This window comes from Chitinimonas taiwanensis DSM 18899 (assembly GCF_900119825.1).
GTDB lineage: Bacteria > Pseudomonadota > Gammaproteobacteria > Burkholderiales > Chitinimonadaceae > Chitinimonas > Chitinimonas taiwanensis.
The window spans coordinates 106,046-127,693 of the sequence record NZ_FPKR01000015.1 but is presented as its reverse complement, the minus strand read 5'-3'; the positions used below and the strand labels follow the sequence as shown (position 1 = coordinate 127,693).

The 21,648-nt window shown below is 61.0% G+C and carries 26 protein-coding genes; 4 read left to right on the top strand and 22 right to left on the bottom strand.

The features are described from left to right. Positions 1-82: 82 nt before the first annotated feature. Positions 83-844, top strand: a complete 762-nt coding sequence (locus BT173_RS17455; protein WP_175545633.1) for a basic amino acid ABC transporter substrate-binding protein — start codon at positions 83-85, stop codon at positions 842-844. 3 nt (positions 845-847) lie between these two features. On the opposite strand, the gene BT173_RS17450 is transcribed toward BT173_RS17455, so the two are convergent. From BT173_RS17450 to BT173_RS17350, 21 genes are all read right to left on the bottom strand, one after another. Beyond that, entirely contained in the window at positions 848-1,402 is a 555-nt protein-coding gene (locus tag BT173_RS17450) for a DUF2799 domain-containing protein (RefSeq protein ID WP_072429953.1), read from the bottom strand. A 133-nt stretch (positions 1,403-1,535) separates the two neighbouring features. Continuing rightward, positions 1,536-2,399, bottom strand: a complete 864-nt coding sequence (locus BT173_RS19770; RefSeq protein ID WP_072429952.1) for an isochorismatase family protein — start codon at positions 2,397-2,399, stop codon at positions 1,536-1,538. A 118-nt stretch (positions 2,400-2,517) separates the two neighbouring features. Further along, a complete protein-coding gene (iscX, locus tag BT173_RS17440; RefSeq protein ID WP_072429951.1) occupies positions 2,518-2,712 on the bottom strand; it encodes a Fe-S cluster assembly protein IscX in 195 nt (64 codons plus the stop codon). Positions 2,713-2,717: 5 nt separating this feature from the next. Then, entirely contained in the window at positions 2,718-3,197 is a 480-nt protein-coding gene (locus tag BT173_RS17435) for a YbaK/EbsC family protein (protein WP_072429950.1), read from the bottom strand. 25 nt (positions 3,198-3,222) lie between these two features. Then, positions 3,223-3,579, bottom strand: coding sequence for an ISC system 2Fe-2S type ferredoxin (fdx, locus tag BT173_RS17430; RefSeq protein WP_072429949.1), 357 nt, complete (start codon positions 3,577-3,579; stop codon positions 3,223-3,225). A gap of 37 nt (positions 3,580-3,616) precedes the next feature. After that, a complete protein-coding gene (gene hscA / locus BT173_RS17425; RefSeq protein WP_072429948.1) occupies positions 3,617-5,479 on the bottom strand; it encodes a Fe-S protein assembly chaperone HscA in 1,863 nt (620 codons plus the stop codon). Positions 5,480-5,558: 79 nt separating this feature from the next. Continuing rightward, positions 5,559-5,789, bottom strand: a complete 231-nt coding sequence (locus tag BT173_RS17420; protein WP_072429947.1) for a DUF2789 domain-containing protein — start codon at positions 5,787-5,789, stop codon at positions 5,559-5,561. A 65-nt stretch (positions 5,790-5,854) separates the two neighbouring features. Continuing rightward, complete coding sequence (gene hscB, locus BT173_RS17415) at positions 5,855-6,388, bottom strand: Fe-S protein assembly co-chaperone HscB (RefSeq protein ID WP_072429946.1); 534 nt, start codon at positions 6,386-6,388, stop codon at positions 5,855-5,857. Positions 6,389-6,483: 95 nt separating this feature from the next. Continuing rightward, positions 6,484-6,807 carry an iron-sulfur cluster assembly protein IscA gene (gene iscA / locus BT173_RS17410; protein ID WP_072429945.1) on the bottom strand — a complete coding sequence of 108 codons (324 nt, stop codon included), beginning with the start codon at positions 6,805-6,807 and terminating at the stop codon, positions 6,484-6,486. Positions 6,808-6,809: 2 nt separating this feature from the next. Further along, positions 6,810-7,193 carry a Fe-S cluster assembly scaffold IscU gene (iscU, locus tag BT173_RS17405; RefSeq protein ID WP_072429944.1) on the bottom strand — a complete coding sequence of 128 codons (384 nt, stop codon included), beginning with the start codon at positions 7,191-7,193 and terminating at the stop codon, positions 6,810-6,812. Between the two features lie 127 nt (positions 7,194-7,320). Further along, the gene (locus tag BT173_RS17400) at positions 7,321-8,529 is read right to left on the bottom strand and encodes an IscS subfamily cysteine desulfurase (RefSeq protein WP_072429943.1); all 1,209 of its coding nucleotides are present in this window, start codon (positions 8,527-8,529) and stop codon (positions 7,321-7,323) included. A 69-nt stretch (positions 8,530-8,598) separates the two neighbouring features. After that, the gene (gene iscR, locus BT173_RS17395) at positions 8,599-9,093 is read right to left on the bottom strand and encodes a Fe-S cluster assembly transcriptional regulator IscR (RefSeq protein ID WP_072429942.1); all 495 of its coding nucleotides are present in this window, start codon (positions 9,091-9,093) and stop codon (positions 8,599-8,601) included. Positions 9,094-9,166: 73 nt separating this feature from the next. After that, complete coding sequence (cysE, locus tag BT173_RS17390; protein ID WP_072429941.1) at positions 9,167-9,919, bottom strand: serine O-acetyltransferase; 753 nt, start codon at positions 9,917-9,919, stop codon at positions 9,167-9,169. A 151-nt stretch (positions 9,920-10,070) separates the two neighbouring features. Beyond that, complete coding sequence (locus tag BT173_RS17385) at positions 10,071-10,595, bottom strand: FixH family protein (protein WP_072429940.1); 525 nt, start codon at positions 10,593-10,595, stop codon at positions 10,071-10,073. A gap of 57 nt (positions 10,596-10,652) precedes the next feature. Beyond that, the gene (ccoG, locus tag BT173_RS17380) at positions 10,653-12,104 is read right to left on the bottom strand and encodes a cytochrome c oxidase accessory protein CcoG (protein WP_072429939.1); all 1,452 of its coding nucleotides are present in this window, start codon (positions 12,102-12,104) and stop codon (positions 10,653-10,655) included. 148 nt (positions 12,105-12,252) lie between these two features. Continuing rightward, entirely contained in the window at positions 12,253-13,173 is a 921-nt protein-coding gene (gene ccoP / locus BT173_RS17375; RefSeq protein ID WP_072429938.1) for a cytochrome-c oxidase, cbb3-type subunit III, read from the bottom strand. Further along, the gene (locus BT173_RS17370) at positions 13,173-13,340 is read right to left on the bottom strand and encodes a cbb3-type cytochrome oxidase subunit 3 (RefSeq protein WP_072429937.1); all 168 of its coding nucleotides are present in this window, start codon (positions 13,338-13,340) and stop codon (positions 13,173-13,175) included. Before BT173_RS17370 ends, ccoP begins: the two co-directional genes overlap by 1 nt. A gap of 14 nt (positions 13,341-13,354) precedes the next feature. Further along, entirely contained in the window at positions 13,355-13,969 is a 615-nt protein-coding gene (ccoO, locus tag BT173_RS17365; protein ID WP_072429936.1) for a cytochrome-c oxidase, cbb3-type subunit II, read from the bottom strand. 14 nt (positions 13,970-13,983) lie between these two features. Next, entirely contained in the window at positions 13,984-15,435 is a 1,452-nt protein-coding gene (gene ccoN / locus BT173_RS17360; protein WP_072429935.1) for a cytochrome-c oxidase, cbb3-type subunit I, read from the bottom strand. Between the two features lie 524 nt (positions 15,436-15,959). Next, positions 15,960-16,445 (bottom strand): FKBP-type peptidyl-prolyl cis-trans isomerase, encoded by a 486-nt coding sequence (locus tag BT173_RS17355; protein WP_072429934.1) that lies wholly within the window; start codon positions 16,443-16,445, stop codon positions 15,960-15,962. A gap of 26 nt (positions 16,446-16,471) precedes the next feature. Further along, positions 16,472-16,942: a peroxiredoxin gene (locus tag BT173_RS17350; RefSeq protein WP_072429933.1), complete on the bottom strand. Its 471-nt coding sequence runs from the start codon at positions 16,940-16,942 to the stop codon at positions 16,472-16,474. A gap of 89 nt (positions 16,943-17,031) precedes the next feature. Between BT173_RS17350 and BT173_RS17345 the strand changes: the two genes are divergently transcribed. The 3 genes from BT173_RS17345 (at position 17,032) to BT173_RS17335 (ending at position 19,784) form a co-directional block, all read left to right on the top strand. Then, positions 17,032-18,147: a cupin domain-containing protein gene (locus BT173_RS17345; RefSeq protein ID WP_072429932.1), complete on the top strand. Its 1,116-nt coding sequence runs from the start codon at positions 17,032-17,034 to the stop codon at positions 18,145-18,147. Continuing rightward, a complete protein-coding gene (locus BT173_RS17340; protein WP_084658825.1) occupies positions 18,140-18,535 on the top strand; it encodes a YchJ family protein in 396 nt (131 codons plus the stop codon). The genes BT173_RS17345 and BT173_RS17340 overlap by 8 nt, the downstream gene beginning before the upstream one ends. Before the next feature lie 100 nt (positions 18,536-18,635). Further along, complete coding sequence (locus tag BT173_RS17335) at positions 18,636-19,784, top strand: M14 family metallopeptidase (RefSeq protein WP_072429930.1); 1,149 nt, start codon at positions 18,636-18,638, stop codon at positions 19,782-19,784. Between the two features lie 61 nt (positions 19,785-19,845). On the opposite strand, the gene BT173_RS17325 is transcribed toward BT173_RS17335, so the two are convergent. Then, complete coding sequence (locus BT173_RS17325) at positions 19,846-21,441, bottom strand: carbohydrate-binding module family 20 domain-containing protein (protein WP_175545631.1); 1,596 nt, start codon at positions 21,439-21,441, stop codon at positions 19,846-19,848. Positions 21,442-21,648: the final 207 nt, after the last annotated feature.

Sequence of the window (21,648 nt, the reverse complement as noted above, 5' to 3'; positions counted from 1 at the left end):
GATCGCTACAGTTCGGCCTGTTCCAGACATTACTGGGATTGTCGTTTCGGAGAACACCATGCTTTGCAGCCGCCGTGGCTGGATGACAAGCCTTGCCCTCAGCCTGATGCTGCTGGCCTGCCGCGATGCGGAAGCGCCGCTCACGCCCACACCGCCCAGCGTGCGCCTCTATCTGGTCGGCACCAATGCCCACTACGCGCCTTTCGAGTCGATCACCCAGGACAAAGAACTGGCCGGCTTCGATATCGATATCCTGCGTGCGGTGGCCAAGCACAGCAATCTGCAGCTGAGCTTCCAACACACACCCTGGGCCCACCTGTTTCCAGCCCTGCTGAGCGGCGAGCGTGACATCCTGGCCTCGGCCATTAGCATCACCGCGGAACGCCAGCGCGAGATGGCTTTCTCCACGCCCTATTTCCAGGCCCGCCAGCTAATTGCCATCCGCCGCGACAGCCGTATCAATAATCTGGATGGTTTGCATGGCAAGCGCATCGGCGTGATGGCCGGCACCACTGGCGAGTCCGAGCTCAAGCGCATCCTGAGCCCGGCCAAATTGGCCCTGCGCAGCTATACACGGCTTGACCAGGCCATGCTGGCGCTGCAGTCCGGACGCGTGGATGCAGTGGTGGCCGATAGCGGTGTGCTGCTGCATTACGTGGCCAACAACCCGGCCGCCAAGCTGCGTACGCTGGGCGACAGCCGCTTTGCCAAGGAACAGTACGGCTTTGCGGTGCGCAAGGAAGACCGCGAGTTACTGGCCAGATTGAACGCCGGCCTGGCGCAGATCATGGCGAATGGTAGCTATGAGCGCATCTATACCCAGTATTTCGGCGTGCGCCCCTAGCACTCAGTCCGGCAGCAGGCTGTAGCGGCTCTGCAGAATCAGCAAGCGCATGCGGCCATCGCGCCGTTCGCGCTCATAGCCATCGCGCTCGCGCAGCAGTTTGCGCCGCTCTTCCTCGTTGGCCGGCTTCTTGGCCAGCAGGCCATCCACGCGCTGCATCTCGCGCGACCAGCGCGACATATCCTGTTCGAGCGCGTCGATATCGCGCCGCAACTCATAACGCACCCGCCCGCGTTCGTATTCCTGCAGGAAGGCCGCCTGGCGTTCGGGCATGCAGACATTCTGGTAGGACTGGCCACTCACCCCAGCACGGTAGCCGCTTTCCGGTGTGCAATAGCTGAGCAGACCGCGCTCGCGACCGCGTGAATACTCGGCCGGGTCGGGCAGTACACCAGCCTTCTGGCAGGCCTCGGCATAGCTGCCCAGGCGGCTCGGTTGGCCAGCCCGGCCGTCGCTCTCGCCTACCCCATACCAGTCGCCGGTACGGCATTCGGCTTCCGACATCGCCGCGCAGCCACTCAGGGCCAGTGTCGCCAGCAATACACCTATCGTTTTCATTTTGTCCTCCTGTCAGTCGTGCTGCCCAGCATAGTGGGCGCCAGCAAAACGCCAACTGAATAAATGCTCCGCCCCGGCACAAAAGTACAAACAGGCCCTACAAGGGCCTGTTTGCTTGGCAAGAACGCGCCGTTCAGTGCGGCATCAGCCGCACACCGTAGCCGCCGCCCAGTACTTCCAGCGAGAACAAGCGGTCGATATTCGGATGCTTGCCCGGATGCTTGCGCGCATCCTCCGCATGCTCGCCGTACAGCCACTGGCCAAGGCGCGCGGCCTTGGGGGTGATAGCGCCGAAATCACGGAACAGCGCATGGTAGACGGCCAGCGAGCCGGCCTGGCCTGGACGGTTCTCGATGATCGCCTCCAGCTTGCCCTCGCGCCACAGCTGCATGCCACCAAGCTGATCGATGCGCGGCAGGCAGGACAGCGCTTCCTGGAAGCTCAGTGCCGGCGGCTGCTGCAGTAGCTGCTTGCTGGCCTCACGGAAGTGCGGCACGCGGCTGTCGCGCATCCATTCGAACAGGGCCATCTCGCGCGTCACGATCTGCACGCCAGCCGCCGCGGCACGCGCCAGGGCGGCCGCCTTGTCATCCCGATTGCGCGAACCGATCGCGTCGCTGACCAGAAACACTTCCTTACCGGCCGCACGCAATTCCAACACGGTCTGCAGCACACAGACATGGGCCTCGATGCCGCATACCACCACCTGGCTGCGCGTCTCGGCCGGCGTGCCCTTCAGGCAATCGGCCGCCACACAGGAGAAAGTGGTCTTGTCCACCACGCTGGGCTCGGCCGCCGTATTGCGCAGCAGGGGCAGGGTATGGCCGAGGCCTTGCGGGTATTGCTCCGAGAGCACGACCGGCACGCCATTCATGCGCGCGGCATCGATCAGCCATTTCATGGCGGCTACCAGGCGCGGGGCTTCGGCAATGGCCGGCACCAGCTTGTCCTGCACGTCCACCACCAGCAGGGTGCAATTGTCGGCATGCATCAGCATGGGCAAGTCTCCTTTTTTGTTTTGGGGATGGACAATCCTACCGCGCCCGGCGGGCGGGCCAAAGCGAAAAGGGCGCCAATGCGCCCTTTGCAGTCGATCTGGCCATATCGAGACAAGCTTACTCGGCCTCATCCATCCAGTTGAGCTGGATGGCTTCCAGAATCTTTTCCCCGCAATGGGCAGGATCGTCATCAAAGCCATCAAGGTCGAGCACCCACTGCATCAGATCGGTAAAGCGGATGGTCTTCGGGTCCAGCTCGGGGAATTTGTCGTACAAGGCAATCGCGATCTCGCGCGAATCGGTCCACTTCATGAGGTTTACTCCTGTTTGATATCGACCACCGGACAGGCCAGCAACTGCTGCAGTTGGGCCGGGCTGATGCGGAACACGCTATCGCTGGTACCGGCCGCGGCCCAGACCTGGCGGTAGTGCAGCAGATCACGGTCGAGTAGTAGCAAGGGGGCTTCCAGATGCCCAACCGGCGCCACGCCACCGATTGCAAAACCGGTATGGCGGCGCACGAATTCGGCATCGGCGCGAATCACGCTCTGATCGAGCAGATCAGCCACCTTTTCCATATCCACCCGGTTGCGCCCGCTAACCACCACGACCACGACCCGCCCCGACTCCACCGCGCGCAACACAATGGACTTGGCGATCTCGCCTACGCTGCAACCAATGGCGGTCGCGGCCTCCAGCGCAGTGCGCGTACCGTCGGGAAAGGTGCGGATATCGAGGGGAATCCCTGCTGCGGCAAGGACGGCTTCAACACGTTGCTGGCTGCTCAGGGTTTGCATGCTTGGCGCTCCAGGGGATGCCGGCTCAGACGTCCCAGTCTTTGTCGTAATGCTCGCGGGCGTGATTGATGGTGTACTTGGGAATTTCCACCGTCAGGTCGGCCTTGGCCACCACGGCCTGGCAGGACAGGCGCGATTGCGCGCTCAGGCCCCAGGCCTTGTCGAGCAGATCGTCCTCTTCTTCCTCGCTGGGCGCCAGGCTGTTGAAGCCCTGCCGCACGATCACATGGCAGGTCGTACAGGCACAGGACTTCTCGCAAGCATGCTCGATGGCGATATCGTGCTCAAGCAGCGCATCGCAGATCGTCTCGCCACTGGCGACTTCAAAGCTGGCCCCGCTCGGACAGAGCTGGGCATGGGGCAGTACGGTAATGATGGGCATGTTTGCCTCTCGGGATAAATTCGTGCGTGCGGGGCAATCAGCCCAGCGCGCTCAGCTTCTGGCCAGTCAGGCCGCGTTTGACTGCGGCGTCCATGCGCCGGCCGGCGAACTCGGTGGTGGCATGGTTGAGCGCCTCGGTGCGGTCGCGGATCAGCACGGCGTCTGCGCCGGCGATGGCTTCGCGCAGCGCCTGGATGGCCGTAGCGACTGCGGCGTGCTCAGCTTCGTTCAGCAGGGCGCCATCGGCCAGCAATGCCAGCTCGGTTGCTGTGGCCAGGCCCTCGCCTTCCACGCGTGCCTCGGCCAGACTGCGCGCCTGCATATCCTCGCTGGCATGCGCCATCGAGTCCTGCAGCATGCGGGCGATCTCCTCATCGGCCAAACCATAGGATGGCTTGACCGCGATGCTGGCCTCGATGCCGGTCGACTGCTCGCGCGCTGATACCGCCAACAGACCGTCGGCATCCACCTGAAAGGTGACGCGGATACGCGCAGCACCGGCCGCCATGGGCGGAATACCACGCAGCTCGAAGCGGGCCAGCGAGCGACAATCGGCGACCAGCTCGCGCTCGCCCTGCACCACATGGATGGCCATTGCGGTCTGACCATCCTTATAGGTAGTGAAGTCCTGGGCACGCGCGGTCGGGATGGTGCTATTGCGTGGAATCACCTTCTCAGCCAGGCCGCCCATGGTTTCCAGGCCCAGCGAGAGCGGGATCACATCCAGCAACAGCCACTCATCCTCGCTCTTATTGCCGGCCAGCGCATTGGCCTGCATGGCGGCGCCCAGCGCCACCACCTTGTCCGGGTCCAGATTAGTCAGCGGTTCGCAGGCAAAGAATTCACCCACTGCACGGCGCACATGCGGCATGCGCGTGGCGCCGCCCACCATCACCACCCCCTTTACGTCCTGCACGCCCAGGCGCGCATCGCGCAAGGCCTTGCGTACCGGGTTAATGGTCTTCTGTACCAGGGTGTGGGTAATCGCCTCGAAGGTCTCGACATTCAGCTCCAGGTCGATGACCGTGCCAGCCTGCAGCTTGGCGGTGATGCGTGTGCTGTCGTGCTCGGACAGCGTCTCCTTAGCCTCGCGCGCGCGGGTCAGCAGCAGACGCGTGTCATGGTCGCCAAGCAGGCTCAGGCCGGCCTGCTCGACGATCCAGCAATAGATGCGCTGATCGAAATCGTCACCGCCCAGGGCCGAGTCGCCCGAGGTCGCCAGCACCTCGAACACGCCGCGGCTGAGCTTGAGTATCGACACATCGAAGGTGCCGCCGCCCAGGTCATACACGACATAGATGCCCTCGGCGCCGTTATCCAGCCCATAGGCCACGGCCGCCGCGGTCGGCTCGTTCAAAAGGCGCAGCACATTCAGGCCGGCCAGGGTTGCGGCATCCTTGGTCGCCTGGCGTTGGGCATCGTCAAAATAGGCGGGCACCGTAATCACCGCACCGATCAGCTCACCGCCCAGGCTCGCTTCGGCGCGCTGCTTGAGCGTGCGCAGAATATCGGCCGAGACCTCGACCGGGCTTTTCTCTCCGGCCACGGTCTTCAGCTTGAGCATGCCAGGCGCGTCGACAAAGCGGTAAGGCGTGGCGGCCGAATCAGGCAGATCCTTGACCCCGCGCCCCATGAAACGCTTAACCGACACGATGGTATTGCGCGGGTCCTCGGTCTGACGCGCCTGGGCGCGATGACCAACCGTGACCTGACCATCGGCCGCGTAATGGACGACCGAGGGCAGCAGATTGCGGCCACGCTCATCGGGCAACACGGCGGCAGAACCGCTGCGCACGGTGGCCACCAGCGAATTGGTGGTACCGAGGTCGATACCCACCGCCAGCTTATGCTGGTGCGGTGCGGGTGCTTCGCCAGGCTCGGCAATCTGAAATAGGGCCATATCGCGTTCTGTCTTTCTCAAGCGGGTACAGCAGCGGCATGGGCCGCCATGGCTGGCATCGAAACGGCAGTCAAGCCGCCTATTTACTTAACAACAAGGCCAGGGCGTCGATTACTTCCGCCCAGTCACCATCGTCGGCCAGCGCCTCGGCCAGAAAAGCCGACTGGGCCGGACTCCAGAATGGCGCTTCAGCCAGGGCCAGACCGGCCGGTAAAGCATGCGCCGCCACGAAGGCGCGCATGGCCGCAGGTTCATTCGGCAGGCCCAGCTGGGCGAACAGGCCGGCAAAATCGTGCTGACTGGTATCCATGGCAGGCATCCTTCGCGTCTACAACATCATCGGAATCGCCAAGGCTGGCAGCAGCCCGGGCGTGTTTAATCCAGCAACACCTCAATTGCATCGCCGATTTCCTGTTCGAGCTTCTCGAGGAAACGCAGCTTGCGCACCAGCAGGGCCCCGCCAGCATGGTCCTTTTGCACGTCCAGGCAGTCGGCCAGCGCCAACTCAAGCTGGCGGGTTTCGCCTTGCAGCGTCTGGGCCAGCGCCTCCAGCGCGCTGACATCGCCGGCCGCACGGGTCTCAGCGACCTGCTCGCGCCATGCCATCTGTTGCATCAGGAAATCGACCGGCATGCTGGTATTGGTCTCTTCCTGGGTATCCACCCCAGCCAGCTGCAGCAGGTAGCGCGCACGGCCCAGCGGCGACTTCAGCACCTGAAAAGCCTCGTTCACCCGCGTGGCCGCCTGCATGGCCAAGCGCTTGTCCGCATCGGCCAGCGCGGCAGCGCGGTCTGGGTGGTAGAGGACCTGCAAGTCGCGATAAGCCGCTTCCAGCCCGCCCTTATCCAAAGCAAAACGGCGCGGCAGGGCAAACAGCGCGAAATGGTCGAGGGAGAAATCAAAAGCCATGGTAGGAAAACCTCAGGCGCCGGGAAGCAAAAAGCAACGCCGCGCAAAGGCGGCGCAGTTTTGCGGCTCGCCCGCAATGGCGATAAGCGGCGTGCTCAGGTATTGAAGCTTTCGCCGCAACCGCACTCGTCCTTCACGTTCGGATTATTGAACTTGAAGCCTTCGTTCAAACCCTCCTTGACGAAGTCGAGCTCGGTGCCGTCCAGATAGGGCAGGCTCTTGGCATCGGTGAAGATCTTTACCCCGAAGCTTTCGAAAGCCAGGTCGTCAGCCGATTCCTGATCGACGAACTCCAGCTTGTAAGCCATGCCCGAACAACCCGAGGTACGTACGGCCAGACGCACGCCCACACCCTTGCCGCGCTTGGCAATGTAGTTCGCGACGTGCTTGGCGGCTTTTTCAGAAAGCGTCAGTGCCATGATCAGCCCTCGTGCTTGGCCTTGTAATCGGCCACCGCTGCCTTGATGGCATCTTCGGCCAGAATCGAGCAGTGGATCTTGACTGGCGGCAGGGCCAGTTCTTCGGCGATCTGGGTGTTTTTGATCGCCATCGCCTCGTCCAGGGTCTTGCCCTTCACCCATTCGGTGATCAGCGAGCTCGATGCAATCGCCGAACCGCAGCCATAGGTCTTGAACTTGGCGTCCTCGATCACGCCGGTATCGCTGACCTTGATCTGCAGCTTCATCACATCGCCGCAGGCCGGGGCGCCCACCATGCCGGTGCCCACTGAGTCGTCGCCCTTTTCGAACGAACCGACGTTACGGGGATTTTCGTAGTGGTCGATGACCTTGTCGCTGTATGCCATATTGCTTTGCTCCTGTGAGGGGTGAGGCGCGAGGTGTGAAACCTTCAACCCGCCATCACCGCCAGATTCCACCACCGAAATGTGAGACTGGGGACACCTCACCCCTTACGCCTCACACCTCACAAAATCAGTGGGCCGCCCATTGCACGGTGTTCAGATCGATACCTTCCTTGAACATATCCCACAGCGGCGACAGTTCGCGCAGCTTGCCGATCTTGTCGTGGATCAGCTTGATCGCGTAATCGATGTCTTCCACGGTGGTGAAGCGGCCAATGGTGAAGCGAATCGAGCTGTGGGCGAGCTCATCATTGCGTCCGAGTGCGCGCAGCACATAGCTGGGTTCCAGCGAGGCCGAAGTACAGGCAGAGCCCGACGACACAGCCAGGTCCTTCAGCGCCATGATCAGCGACTCGCCCTCGACATAGTTGAAGCTGATATTGAGGTTATGCGGCACGCGCTGGTCCATATCGCCGTTCAGATAGACCTCTTCCATATTCGACACGCCCTGCCACAGCCGGTCGCGCAGCATGCGGATGCGTTCAAGCTCGCTGGCCATCTCTTCGCGTGCGATCTTGAACGCGGCGCCCATGCCGACGATCTGGTGGGTGGCCAGGGTGCCCGAGCGCATGCCGCGCTCATGACCGCCACCGTGCATCTGCGCTTCCAGGCGCACGCGCGGCTTGCGGCGCACATACAGCGCGCCGACGCCCTTCGGACCATAGGTCTTGTGGGCCGAGAAGCTCATCAGATCGACCTTCAGGCTAGCCAGGTCGATGGCGATCTTGCCGGTGGCCTGGGCAGCGTCGACATGGAACAGGATGCCGCGCTCACGCAGCAGCTCGCCGATCTGGGCGATAGGCTGGATCACACCGATCTCGTTATTGACCGCCATGATGGAGACCAGGATGGTGTCATCACGCAGGCTGGCCTTGAGCAGTTCCAGATCGAGCAGACCGTTTTCCAACGGACTCAGATAAGTGACCTCGAAACCTTCGCGCTCCAGTTCACGCATGGTATCGAGCACGGCCTTGTGCTCGGTCTTCATGGTGATCAGGTGCTTACCCTTGTCCTGGTAGAAATGCGCGGCACCCTTGATGGCCAGGTTATTGGATTCCGTGGCGCCCGAAGTCCAGACGATTTCCTTCGCATCGCAGTTGACCAGTTTGGCCACTTCTTCACGTGCATTCTCAACCGCCTCTTCCGCGGCCCAACCAAATGGGTGCGAGCGACTGGCCGGGTTACCGAACTGCTCGGTCAACCAGGGAATCATCTGTTCGGCAACACGCGGATCCACCGGGGTGGTGGCGGAATAGTCGAGGTAAATCGGCAGTTTCATTTACTACGCTCCATGCGGTACATCAACGCCCAGTCGGAAGGCGGGCCTTGGGGCCTCTAGATCAATGGTTCAGGCGACAGCCTGTTGTTCCTGCGTACTCTTGCGCTTGTCGTGCAGCACACTGCATTCATTGCTTGCCTGATTGCTCGGGCATTTGCTGCGCTGTTTCTCGATCAGCTCGGCCAGGCTGACCGAAGCCAGATAGGCATAGATGGTGCGGTTGAGGTCAGACCACAAGTCATGCGTCATGCAGCGCTTATTGTCTTCCAGACAGTTTTCCTTGCCGCCACACTGGGTGGCATCCAGCGGCTCGTCCACGGCGGTGATGATGTCGGCCACCGAGATATCGGCCACCGGGCGCGCTAGACAGTAGCCGCCACCCGGACCGCGCACGCTGTCGACGAGATTGTTGCGGCGCAATTTGCCGAACAACTGCTCAAGATAGGACAGCGAGATCTGCTGGCGCTCGGAGATGCCGGCCAAGGTAACCGGGCCTTTCTGCTCGCGCAGGGCCAGGTCAAGCATGGCGGTAACGGCAAAACGGCCTTTGGTGGTCAAACGCATATGCGCACCTGCTGAAGGATTGCCTCGAGGATAAAATACCCGACTGTTTTGGTCAAGATTTTATCCTACTGTTTTAGTCAACAATTCGATTCAGATAATTGGGGTCGAACTTATCCGCGGTGGCGCGCTCTTCCGCGCAGTCCACGCCCAATTGCTCGAGCTGTTTCAGTATCTGTTCGATGCGCGCATCGATGTTCGCACTATGGTCAACCAGGCCATGGATGGCCTGTACCACCGGGTCATTCATCTGACTGGAAATGGCATAGGCCGAGAAGCCCATTTTCTCCGCCTTGGCTTCGCGCGCCTGGGCCAGATCATCGGCCACGATACGGGCCGGGATGCCGACCGCGGTGGCATTGGCCGGCACATCCTTGACCACCACGGCATTCGAGCCGACCTTGGCGCCGGCGTGCAAGGTGATCGGCCCGAGCACCTTGGCGCCAGCACCGATGATCACGCCGGCTTCCAGCGTCGGATGGCGCTTGCCCTTGTTCCAGCTGGTGCCGCCCAGGGTCACGCCGTGGTAGAGCGTGCAGTCGTCACCAATCACGGCGGTCTCGCCGATCACGATGCCCATGCCGTGGTCAATGAACACACGGCGGCCAATGGTGGCGCCTGGGTGGATCTCGATGCCGGTGAAGAAACGGCTGAGGTGAGAGGTAAAGCGGCCCAGCCATTTGAAGCCATTGCGCCAGCAGGCATTCGCCAGTTGGTGAAAGGTCAGCGCGTGCAGGCCGGGATAACAGGTGAGCACTTCCCAAGTCGAGCGGGCGGCCGGATCACGGTCGAAGACAACGGCAATGTTTTCACGTAAGCGCGCGAACATCGGGGGCTCTGGGAAGCGTCGAGAAAGGCCGAGCATTTTACTCGACTATTGTGCGCTGCGAAAGAACGCGCTGCGCTAAGCCGCGCACTCGAATCACTATCCCCAACAGGCTGATCGGGCAGACAGGAAGCCGCCCCTTAGCCCACTTGGATCAGCCCGCGGGCGAGGGCTGTGCCTTCAGAGCCAGGGTGGCACCCGGGCCGAGCTCGGCCTCGTGACGCAGGCGCCATGGGCTGGCTTGCGACCCAACACTGGCCGCTTCCAGCTGTACCAACCAGCGCTGTTTATGCAGCGGCTGCTCAAGTTTGGCCACCAGCATGCCGCCAGCCTCTGGTTGCAGGGTCAGCACCACATCCAAGCCAGCACGGGTCGGATGGGCCAAACGCAGCACAACAGCTTGCGGGCTGGCTGGCAGGGGCAGTAGCAGCGCCCGCACGCTCAAGCCATCGTCGGCCACGAACAACTGGGCGGACAGGCCGAGCGCGGCGGCCTGCTTGTCGCGACCGATCTCCATGCCGATCTCATTGCCGCGCTTGTAGTAATCATCAGCCACTAGGCCATCGTCACTCTTGATGGCGAGGATAATCAGCCCGATGCAGGCAAGGACGGTCACGCTGAGCAGGATCAGAAATAGCCAAGCAACGGGCTGGCGGTACCAGCGACTGGATTCGGTCATGGGGTAGCAACTCTGAAGGAAAAACACCAGGCATGCGTATGCATGCCCGGCTGGCCTTTACTGGCCGATGAAACTGGATTTCTCGCGCACCTTGAGGGTCAGGTCATCTGCGGCCTGCACTTCGAAGTAGATCTTCTTCGAACCACGCGAGACGAACTGCGGCTCGACTTGCACCCGCACACCGACCTGGGCCGAGCCATTGGCTGGCACCTCGACGATATCACCCTGGTCGGTCAACACCTTCAGATCAGGCAGGCCGTCGGCGCGGATGATAAAGCGATGTCCGGTCTCATCGGTATTCTGAATCTGCAGGCGATAGCTGTTTTCCAGCAAGCCCTCGTCGGTCTCGCGTACCAGCGCATTACGGTCGCGCATGATGTTGACCTTGACCGGCGACTTGAGCAGCAAGGAGGCCACTACCGAGACTGCCACCACCAGCAGGACAGCGCTATACAGGATCACGCGCGGACGCAGCACATGGTTGGCAATCTCGGACTCGGGGTATTTATGCGCCAGCGCGTTCTCGGTGGTGTAACGCACCAGGCCGCGCGGGTAGTTCATCTTGTCCATGATGCTGTCGCAGGCATCGATACAGGCGCCGCAGGCAATGCATTCATACTGCAGGCCGTCACGGATATCGATACCCACCGGGCAGACCTGCACGCACAGCTTGCAGTCTATGCAGTCACCCTTGCCTTCCGCCTTATAGTCCTCACCCTTCTTGCGGCTACCGCGCGGCTCACCACGCTCGGCGTCGTAGCTGATGATCAGCGTATCCGGGTCAAACATCGCGCTCTGGAAGCGCGCATACGGGCACATGTATTTGCATACCTGCTCGCGCATCCAGCCGGCATTGCCATAGGTGGCAAAGCCATAGAACAGGATCCAGAAGGTTTCCCACGGGCCGGTATTCCACGCCAGCACCTCAGCACCGAGTTCGCGAATCGGGGTGAAGTAACCGACGAAGGTGAAACCGGTCCAGGCGGCGATCAGGATCCAGATCGCGTGCTTGGTGTATTTGATGCGCAGGCGACGGAAATTCATCGGACCGTTGTCGAGCTTCATGCGCGCCATGCGGTCGCCTTCCACCCACTTTTCCACCCACAGGAAGATCTCGGTGTAAACGGTTTGCGGGCAGGAATAACCGCACCAGAGCCGCCCACCTATCGAGGTCCAGACGAACAGGCCAAAGGCGCTCATCAGCAGCAGCGCAGTCAGATAGATGAAGTCCTGCGGCAGGAAGATGAAGCCGAAGATATAGAACTTACGGCTGACCAGATCGAACAACAGCATCTGCCGCTCACCCCAGTTCAGCCAGGGCATACCGTAGAAGAACAGCTGGGTAGCCACTAGCCAGAACCAACGCCACTGGGTGAAGCGCCCGGTCACCCAGCGCGGGTAGACCTTCTTGGCCTTGGCATACAGCACCCGATCTTCATACTCGATGTCGGACTCTTCAGGCTGCGCCTGAACCACCTTGATGGGGATGTTCTTGAAGGACTGGGACATGGGAAGCGTTCCGGAAACGGTTTTCAAAAGCTGCTGAGCTTTGGGAAGCCGTCTATCGAAGCAATATTAGCGAATGACGGAGCATTCACGCTGCGACCTTGCGTCGCAGGGAAAACCGCCATGCCCAGGGGCATGGCGATTCGAGGTCTTACTTGGCAGCAGTCTGTTCGCGCTCGGACAGACCGTACACATAGGCAGCCAACAAATGTACCTTGCCGTCGCCCAGTGCTTCCTTCCAGGCCGGCATGCGATTCTTGCGGCCGTTGGTAATGGTTTCCACGATGCTGCGCTCGCTACCACCGTACAACCAGACCTTGTCGGTCAGGTTGGGGGCGCCAATCGCCTGGCTACCCTTGCCATCGGCCTGGTGGCAAGCCACGCAGACCTGGGCAAACGTTGCCTCACCACGACCAGCGCGCACCGCATCGTAATTGCGGCTAGCCAGCTTTAGCACATAGTTGGCCACGTCCTTGACCTTCTCTTCGCCGAAGGCGGCGCCGAAGGCAGGCATCTGGCCCGCACGACCATTGTTCAGCGTTTCCAGGATGTTCTCTGGCTTGCCGCCGTACAACCAGTCGTTATCCGTCAGATTCGGGAAGCCCGTGGCACCGCGGGCAGCCGAACCGTGACACTGCATGCAGTAGGTCAGGAACAGGCTCTGACCGGACTTGTGTGCCTCGTCGTTCTTGGCCAGGGTCGGGATGTCGACCTTCAGGTACTTGTCGTACAAGGGCTTGATCGCCGCTTCCTTGGCGGCCGATTCCTGCTGGTACTGGCCGACCGAGCTCCAGGCCTTCACACCCGGGAAGATAGTGATGCCGGGATACAGGATCAGGTAAACCACGGCGAACACGATCGTGATGTAGAACATGCCCATCCACCAGAACGGCAGCGGGTTGTTGTACTCCTCCAGGTCACCGTCCCACTTGTGCCCGGTCACATCGGCCTGTTGGCCCTTGGGCAGCTTGACCACGCTCTGCGACTTGAGCAGATAGGTGAGCCAGAGCAGCGACAGGAAGACGATGCCGGCTACCCAATAGCCCCAGAATTGGCTAATAAAATCACTCATTATTTACTCCCGGCCTGCTCGTGCGGCAGGTCGTCGTCATTGATCGGCTGCATGGCGGCTTCATCGAAGCGGCCGGCCGCTGGTCGACCATAGGCCCACAGGGCGATGGCGACGAAGCAGACCAGGCCTGCGACGGTGATGATTTGCCGAAACAGATTGATGTCCATGGCCACACTCCCGGTTAACGGATGCCCTTCAGCGCCAGACCCAGGCCTTGCAGATAGGCCACCACGGCGTCCATCTCGGTCTTGCCTTCCACCAGCTTGGGTGCCTCAGCGATTTCTGCATCGGTGTAGGGCACGCCAACCTTGCGCAGCGCCGTCATGCTGGCCTGCACCTTGGCTGGGTCGAGCTTACCGGTCGCCAGCCAGGGGAAGGCGGGCATATTCGACTCGGGCACCACATCACGCGGGTTGTTCAGGTGAACCACATGCCACTCATCCGAGTAGCGGCCTCCCACGCGGGCCAGGTCCGGGCCGGTGCGCTTGGAACCCCACTGGAATGGATGGTCGTAGACCGACTCGCCCGCTACCGAGTAATGACCATAGCGCTCAGTTTCCGAACGGAAGGGACGGATCATCTGCGAGTGGCAGTTGTAGCAACCTTCGCGTAGGTAGACGTCGCGACCAGCCAGCTGCAGCGCGTCGTAAGGCTTGACGCCCGGAATTGGCTTGGTGGTGGACTTCGAGTACATGAGCGGTAGGATTTCCACCAGCATGGCCACGCTGATGATCATCAGCGTGAACACGATCAGGTAGCCAACATGCTCTTCAATCAGTTTCTGGATCTTATTCATGACGATTTCTCAGCTTAGGCGTGAGCGTGCTGCAAGGCCGGGATAGGCGCATCGACCGACTTGCCCTGCATGATGGTGCGAACCATGTTGTAGGCCATCAGGAACATGCCGCCCAGGTAGAGCACACCACCCAGTACACGGATGTAGTAGTAGTCGTAGCTGGCCTTGACCGAATCGATGAAGGCATAGGTCAGCGTGCCGTCAGCATTGGTGGCACGCCACATCAGGCCCTGGGTCACACCGGAGACCCACATCGCGGCGATGTACAGCACCACGCCCAGGGTTGCCATCCAGAAGTGCGCTTCGATCAGCTTGATCGAGTACATCTTTTCACGGCCGAACAGACGCGGAATCAGGTAGTAGATCGAACCGATCGAGATCATCGCCACCCAGCCTAGGGCACCCGAGTGCACGTGACCGATGGTCCAGTCGGTGTAATGGCTGAGCGCATTCACGGTCTTGATCGACATCATCGGACCTTCGAAGGTCGACATGCCGTAGAAGGACAGCGCAGTGATCAGGAACTTCAGAATTGGATCGGTGCGCAGCTTATGCCAGGCGCCCGACAGGGTCATGATGCCGTTGATCATGCCGCCCCAGCTGGGTGCCAACAGGATCAGCGAGAAGGTCATGCCCACCGACTGGGTCCAGTCTGGCAGCGCGGTGTAATGCAGATGGTGTGGGCCGGCCCACATATAGGTGAATACCAGAGCCCAGAAGTGCACCACCGACAGGCGATACGAGTACACCGGGCGACCAGCCTGCTTGGGCACGAAGTAATACATCATCCCGAGGAAGGCAGCGGTCAGGAAGAAGCCCACGGCATTGTGGCCGTACCACCATTGCACCATGGCATCCACGGCACCGGCGTAGACCGAGTAGGATTTCCACATACTGACCGGCACAGCCATGCTGTTCACGATGTGCAGCAGGGCCACGGCCAGGATGAAGGCGCCGTAGAACCAGTTGGCCACATAGATGTGCTTTTGCGTGCGCTTGGCGATGGTGCCGAAGAACACGATGGCATAGGACACCCAGACGATGGTGATCAGGATATCGATCGGCCATTCGAGCTCAGCGTATTCTTTACCCGAGGTAAAGCCCAGCGGCAGGGTGATAGCTGCCAGTACGATGACCAGCTGCCAGCCCCAGAAGGTGAACGCCGCCAGCTTGTCGGAAATCAGGCGCACCCCGCAGGTACGCTGCACCACGTAGTAGCTGGTGGCGAACAGCGCGCAGCCACCAAAGGCAAAGATCACCGCATTGGTATGCAGCGGACGCAAACGGCCGAAATGGAAATACGGACCGAAGTTCAGTTCTGGCCAAGCCATCTGGGCGGCGATAATCACCCCGACCAGCATGCCCACAATCCCCCAGACGACCGTCATGATGCTGAACTGCCGCACCACCCGGTAGTTGAAGGTCTCCACCCCAGTCTGGGGCTCAAGCGCCGAATTGGCTTGCATGGAAGTCTCCGAAAACACGAAAAAACATAGGCCACGATTTGGATTGCGTGACCTGGGCAAGCTGGGTGACGGCCGGGGCCGTACCAAAACGAACTAGATAACGTGGCAACATCGGCATTCCAAAATGCCTAGACAGCCTAACGGGCATTCGGAATCGCGATCTTGATATGCATCAACCGCGCCAGAGGCGCACTAAGGCAGTGCGGGGCGCGGTTGAGAAATAAGCCTGCATAACAAGGATTAAGCTGCTGCGACGCAACAAATTTTACCGCCAAGCCCACCCTGCGGGCAATCGAGCAATTACTCTGCAAGGCGCATCCAGACTGGATTTGCGCAGCATTAACGATATATACAGAGAACGATTCTCAGCTAGCAGCATCAGTGCAATAGGCGCTGTCATTCTGGTAGCCAGTCAGTACCGCGTGCCCTGCGCGACTTATTGCTAGCTATAGTCCGCCAGCAAACAAAAACCCAAATGAAAACGGCAGGCCCAAGGCCCGCCGCTTTCAATTCAAATGCAACGCTTAGTGATGATGGCCGTGCGGGCCATGCACATGGCCGTGCTCGAGCTCTTCCTGACTGGCGGCGCGGACTTCGGCTACGGTGGCGACAAAGCGGATACGCTTGCCAGCCAGCGGATGGTTGCCATCGACCACGACCTTGCCATCGGCAATCTCGGTCACGGTGAACAGCATCACATCGCCACTCTCAGGATCATCGGCTTCGAACATCATGCCGACTTCCAGCTCGGCCGGGAACACGTCCTGCGGTTCGATACGCACCAGCTCGGCATCGTATTCACCGAAGGCATCATCGGGTTCCATGGTCACATCAATCTTCTCGCCGACCTTCTTGCCGTGCAGGGCTTCTTCCACAGCCGGGAAAATACCGTCGTAGCCGCCATGCAGGTAAACCATCGGCTCATCCGGCTGGGTCTTGTCCAGCGAGCTGCCTTCGGCATCAAACATTTCGTATTGCAGGGCGACAACCGAGTTCTTCACGATTTCCATGGGCGGATTTCCTTGGGGTGATGCCGTCAGGCATCGAGTTGCTGAATGAGTTTGAGGACATCCGCCGCATGCCCGCGCGGAGCAACGTTATACAGCGCGTGACGCAGCGTGCCGGAACGGTCGACGATGAACGTGGAGCGGATGGTGCCGAATTTTACCACGCCATTGCGCTCGACCTCGCGCAGCGTGTGGTAGTGGCGGGAAACCTGGGCCTCGCTATCGGACAGCAGACGGACCAGCAGGCCATGCCGGTCGCGAAACGCCTCATGACAGAACGGGTCATCCAGGCTCACGCCCAGCACCACCGTCCCGCTCCTATCGAAATGTTCGGCCAAGTCGGAAAACTCCAGCGCCTCTACCGTACAGCCAGGATCATCGTCGCGATGATAGAAATACAGGACGACCTGACGCTGCTGGCGGAAATCGGATAGGCGCACCATGTCCATGGCGGCATCAGGTAGTTCGAAATCGGGTGCGACTTGACCGGGTTCCAGCATAAATACCTCCGGAAAAAACCCTCCTGCTGCGTGGGCGGGCGGCGGATGCGATAATCCGGCTCAACTCACTTTTCCCCTATATAGCCTAGATGCCCAAATCGCTACTCGGGAATCTGACAGCCGAGCAATTTCTGTCCGATTACTGGCAAAAGAAACCGCTGCTGATCCGGCAGGCCGTCACCCAGTTCGACTGGCAACCGCAGCTGGCTGACCTGTTTGCGCTGGCCAGCGAAGAAGATGTCGAATCACGCCTGATCGAATTCAAGCAGGGCAAGTGGTCGTGCGAGTCCGGCCCCTTCCGCCTTAGTCGCTTCAAGCGCCTGGCCGCGGGCGACTGGACCGTACTCGTGCAGAACGTCAACCATCACAATGCCTTTGCCGCCGAACTGCTGCACCGCTTCGATTTCATCCCCCATGTGCGCCTCGATGACCTGATGATCAGCCATGCGCCAGCCGGCGGTGGCGTGGGTCCGCATTTCGACAGCTACGATGTGTTCCTGCTGCAGGTGGGCGGGAAGAAGCGCTGGCGCATTTCCTCGCAGACTGATCTGAGCCTGGTCGACGATGCGCCGCTGAAGATCCTTCAGCACTTCGAGCCCGAGCAGGAATGGGTGCTCGAACACGGCGATATGCTCTATCTACCGCCCAAGTATGCGCATGAAGGCGTGGCACTCGAACCCGGCCAGACCTGGTCGGTCGGTTTCCGTGCGCCCAGCGCGCAGGAAATAGGCGGCGCCTTCCTCGACTTCCTGCGCGACCGCATTGCATTGGACGGACTGTACGCCGATCCCGATCTACAGCTGCCGCAAGACCCAGCGCGACTGCCCGACGATTTCGTCGCTCGCATCGCCACGATGCTGAATGGCATACGCTGGACCGAGGACGATGTGCGCAGCTTTGTCGGCCACTACTTCTCCGAACCGAAGGCGCATGTGTTCTATGACGGCCCGGAGGATGAGCTGAGCGAGCGCAGCTTCGCCAGCAAGCTGACCAAGCAGGGCGTACGGCTCGATCTGAAGACCGTGCTGCTGTTCGACGACAGCCAGTTCTATATCAATGGCGAAGCGCTGGCCGTACCGGCCGATGCGCGCCCTGCCCTGCAGCAATTGGCCAATCGGCGCCAGCTGCCCGCGCAGGCCTACCCGGCCGCCGTCAGCGCGGTTCTCTACACCTGTTACCAATACGGATACCTGCACCTTGGCTAAATACGCATTCCCGACCGACTGCCCTTGTGGCAGCGGCAAGTCCTACAAGGACTGCTGCTTCATGTACCACATGGAGAAAGTGCATGCGCCCACGCCCGAAGCGCTGATGCGCTCGCGCTATGCCGCCTATGTGCTGAAGAAGGCCGACTACCTGCTGTACAGCTGGTTCCCCGACACCCGCCCCGCCGAGCTGGAACTCGGCGATGACATCAAGTGGGTGGGGCTGAACATCCTTGGCAGCGAGCTGAGTGTGGATGGTCTGGAAGGCACGGTGGAATTCATCGCCAAGTACAAGATTGGTGGCCGCGCCGCCAAGATGACCGAAAAAAGCCACTTCGTCCGCCACGGCAATCGTTGGTATTACGTGGATGGCGATGTAGCGGAATAAGCAGCCCTGCTGCCGTTTTGATTGTCATGCAGCCTGCGCCCGGCACGTCCTAAGCGGATATGCCAGCCGCGGCGCTGCCTAGCCGCCCATAAGGAAGCCCATGAGCACGCTCAGCATCAGCACCCAGTTCGATTCCGGTTCGATCGAGGTCGTCAGCCTTGCCGATCACCGCGACATCCAGCTCAAGATCAAGCCCGACAACGCGAGCGAATTCGCGCAGTGGTTCCACTTCCGCCTGCAGGGCGCGGCCGGCCTGCCGGTGTGCCTGCGTTTTCTGAATGCCGGCAATTCCGCCTATCCGGACTGGCGTGCTTACCGCGTGGTGGCCAGCTACGACCGCCAGCACTGGTTCCGCATCCCGACCGAATTCGATGGCCAGGTAATGAGCGCTAGCGTGACCCCGGTCAGCAATAGCCTGTACTTCGCCTATTTCGAGCCCTATAGCCACGAGCGCCACCTCGACCTGCTGGGCTTCGCCGCCGACTCGGACAAGGTCGAGATCGAGCATCTGGGCAAGACGCTGGATGGTCGCGATATGGACCTGCTGCGCATCACCGACAGCGAATCGAACACGCCGGAGGCGCAGCGCAAGAAGGTATGGCTGATTGCCCGCCAGCATCCGGGCGAAACCATGGCCGAATGGTTCGTGGAAGGCTTCCTCGAGCGCCTGCTGGATGGCGATGACCCGACCAGCCGTGTGCTGCTGGATAAATGCGTGTTCTATGTGGTGCCGAATATGAACCCGGACGGTGCGGTGCGCGGCAATCTACGTACCAATGCCGCCGGGGCTAATCTGAACCGCGAATGGCAGAACCCAACTCTGGCTCGCAGCCCGGAGGTCTTCCTGGTGCGCGAGAAGATGCTGGCCACTGGCATCGACCTCTTCCTCGATGCGCATGGCGATGAGGCACAGCCCTATAACTTCGTGGCGGGCTGCGAGGGCAACCCCGGCTACAGCGACCGCCTGCACCGCCTGGAAAATGCCTTCAAGGATGCCTGGCAGGTGGCCTCGCCCGACTTCCAGGACGTGCACGGCTACGAGAAGGACGAGCCGGGCCAGGCCAATCTGGCCCTGGCCACCAACTGGGTGGGACAGCAGTTCGACTGCCTGGCTTACACCATCGAAATGCCGTTCAAGGACAACGCCAATTTGCCCGACGAGGAATATGGCTGGAGCGGCGAGCGCTCGAAGAAGTTCGGCGCCAGCGTGCTGCAGGCCATCCTGGCGGTAGTCGACCGGACCCGCTGAGACAGCGTACCCACAAAAAAGCCCTGCCAGCACTGGCAGGGCTTTTTAACGCCGACGCAGATCAGAACTTGAAGTTGCCGCCGTTCAGCGTGCTGCTACTGCCACAGGCGGCCGTGGTCGCTTCGCGGTTGCCGCTGCTGGTGCTCTGGTTACTTTCCCAGGTCGCGCTGCTGCCGTTCCACTTCACGAACTTGTACTGGATGGCCGTGGCCGGTGGCAGCTGGGCGGTGCCGCTCCACGTGGCATTTGAGCCCGTACCCTGGACGGTCAGCTTGAAGCCATTGGCCGGCGTCCAGTTGCCCAGCACCGTCTGGTTGCCGACCGCATACAGGCTCTGTCCGCTCACCGTGCTGGCATTGGCGATGCTGAAGGTGACCGGCACCGCGGTGCAGCCCGGCGTGGTGGTCGTGCCCTTGGTCCATACCGCGTAATTGCTGCCCGAGGCACGCAAGGTCCAACCGCTACCCGGATTCCAGTCAGTACCCCCTATCTTCATCGCCACCTTGGCATCGATGATGGCGGCGTAGAGGCCGTTCTCGGCACGCTGGATGGCCACGGCCGAGGTGGAGGTAAGGCCCTGTTCCTTGCGCACATTGACGATGGCCTTGATCGCATCCTTCATGCCCCAGTTGTACACATGCGGGTAGTAGATGGTCGGGATGCCCGGGTGGGTCAGGATGTAGGCATAGCCCTGCATGACCTTGTCGCACGGTACCGGCCAGTGGTTCTGACCCACGCCGCAGCTTTCCGATGGGCCGGTATCGTGGTTGTCCACGAAGGTCACCATCTTCTGCGCCCACCAGCCTATGCCACCGGCCGGCTTGCCGCTGCCATCGCGCAGTCGGCCGTACTCGTTGTAGCTGAGCGCCTGGTTGAGCAGGCCTTTGGTGGTGAAGTCGAAGGCGCCGCACTTGCCACCGGTGCCGTCCACATAGTTCATCAGCAGCTGGCGGTGGGCATCGACATTATTGAAGTTCAGATCGGTCCAGATCTCACCCACGCAGAAGCCCGGCGCCATCGCATCGTGATAGATGCCGGCATAGCTCGGCGCATAGCCCTTGGAATAGTCGTAGCGGATGCCGCTGAAGCCGGCATTCTTCAGACGGGTGCCGACCCAGCTCTTGATGTCGTTCTGCACAAAGGTCTGGCTATGGTCGATATCGCGTGCCGCGGCGTAGCCATCGCCCGAGTCGGCATTGCCGCATTTGCCGGTCCACTCATCGCTGTTCACTACCGCGCGGCAGTCCCAGGTCGGATTGGTGAAATCGGCCCAGTTGGCGGTGCCGACACGGTGGTTGATCACCACATCGGCCACGCTGGCAATGCCCTGCGCCGTCAAGGCTGCGGTAGCGGCGGTCAGCGCGGCCTCGCTGCCGTAGCTGGAGTCGAGCTTATTCAACTGGCGGGGCAGATAGCCCTGGGTGGCGGCGGCATCCGATGGCGGCGGGAACCAGACATGGGTCACGCCCAGCGCTTTCAGATCAGCCGCCTTGGCTTGCAGATCGCTGTACAGCAGGCCATTGGCCGAATTCCAGTGGAAGCCCTGGAACAGGATGGCCGTACTGGACTTGGATTGTTCGGTTGCGGCAAGCGCAGGCAAGGCGGCAGCAACTGCGATCGCCAGCAGGCTGGCGCACAGAGGGTGGTGCAGATTCATGTTGTCACTCCGATTTAGCTTTTATTGGATTGATGGCTAAGCCATGTTTTCTGGGGGGGGAAGTCCTGATCACTGGGTTGGCGTTACTCCTTTTCAGTACAACGCGGACGTAAAAAAGCCGCCTCTGCCGAGGCGGCCGGAACTTACAGCAGGACGGGCGGGACGAGGCTCAGCATCGTCCCACCGGCCCAGGTTGAGGTGCACTCA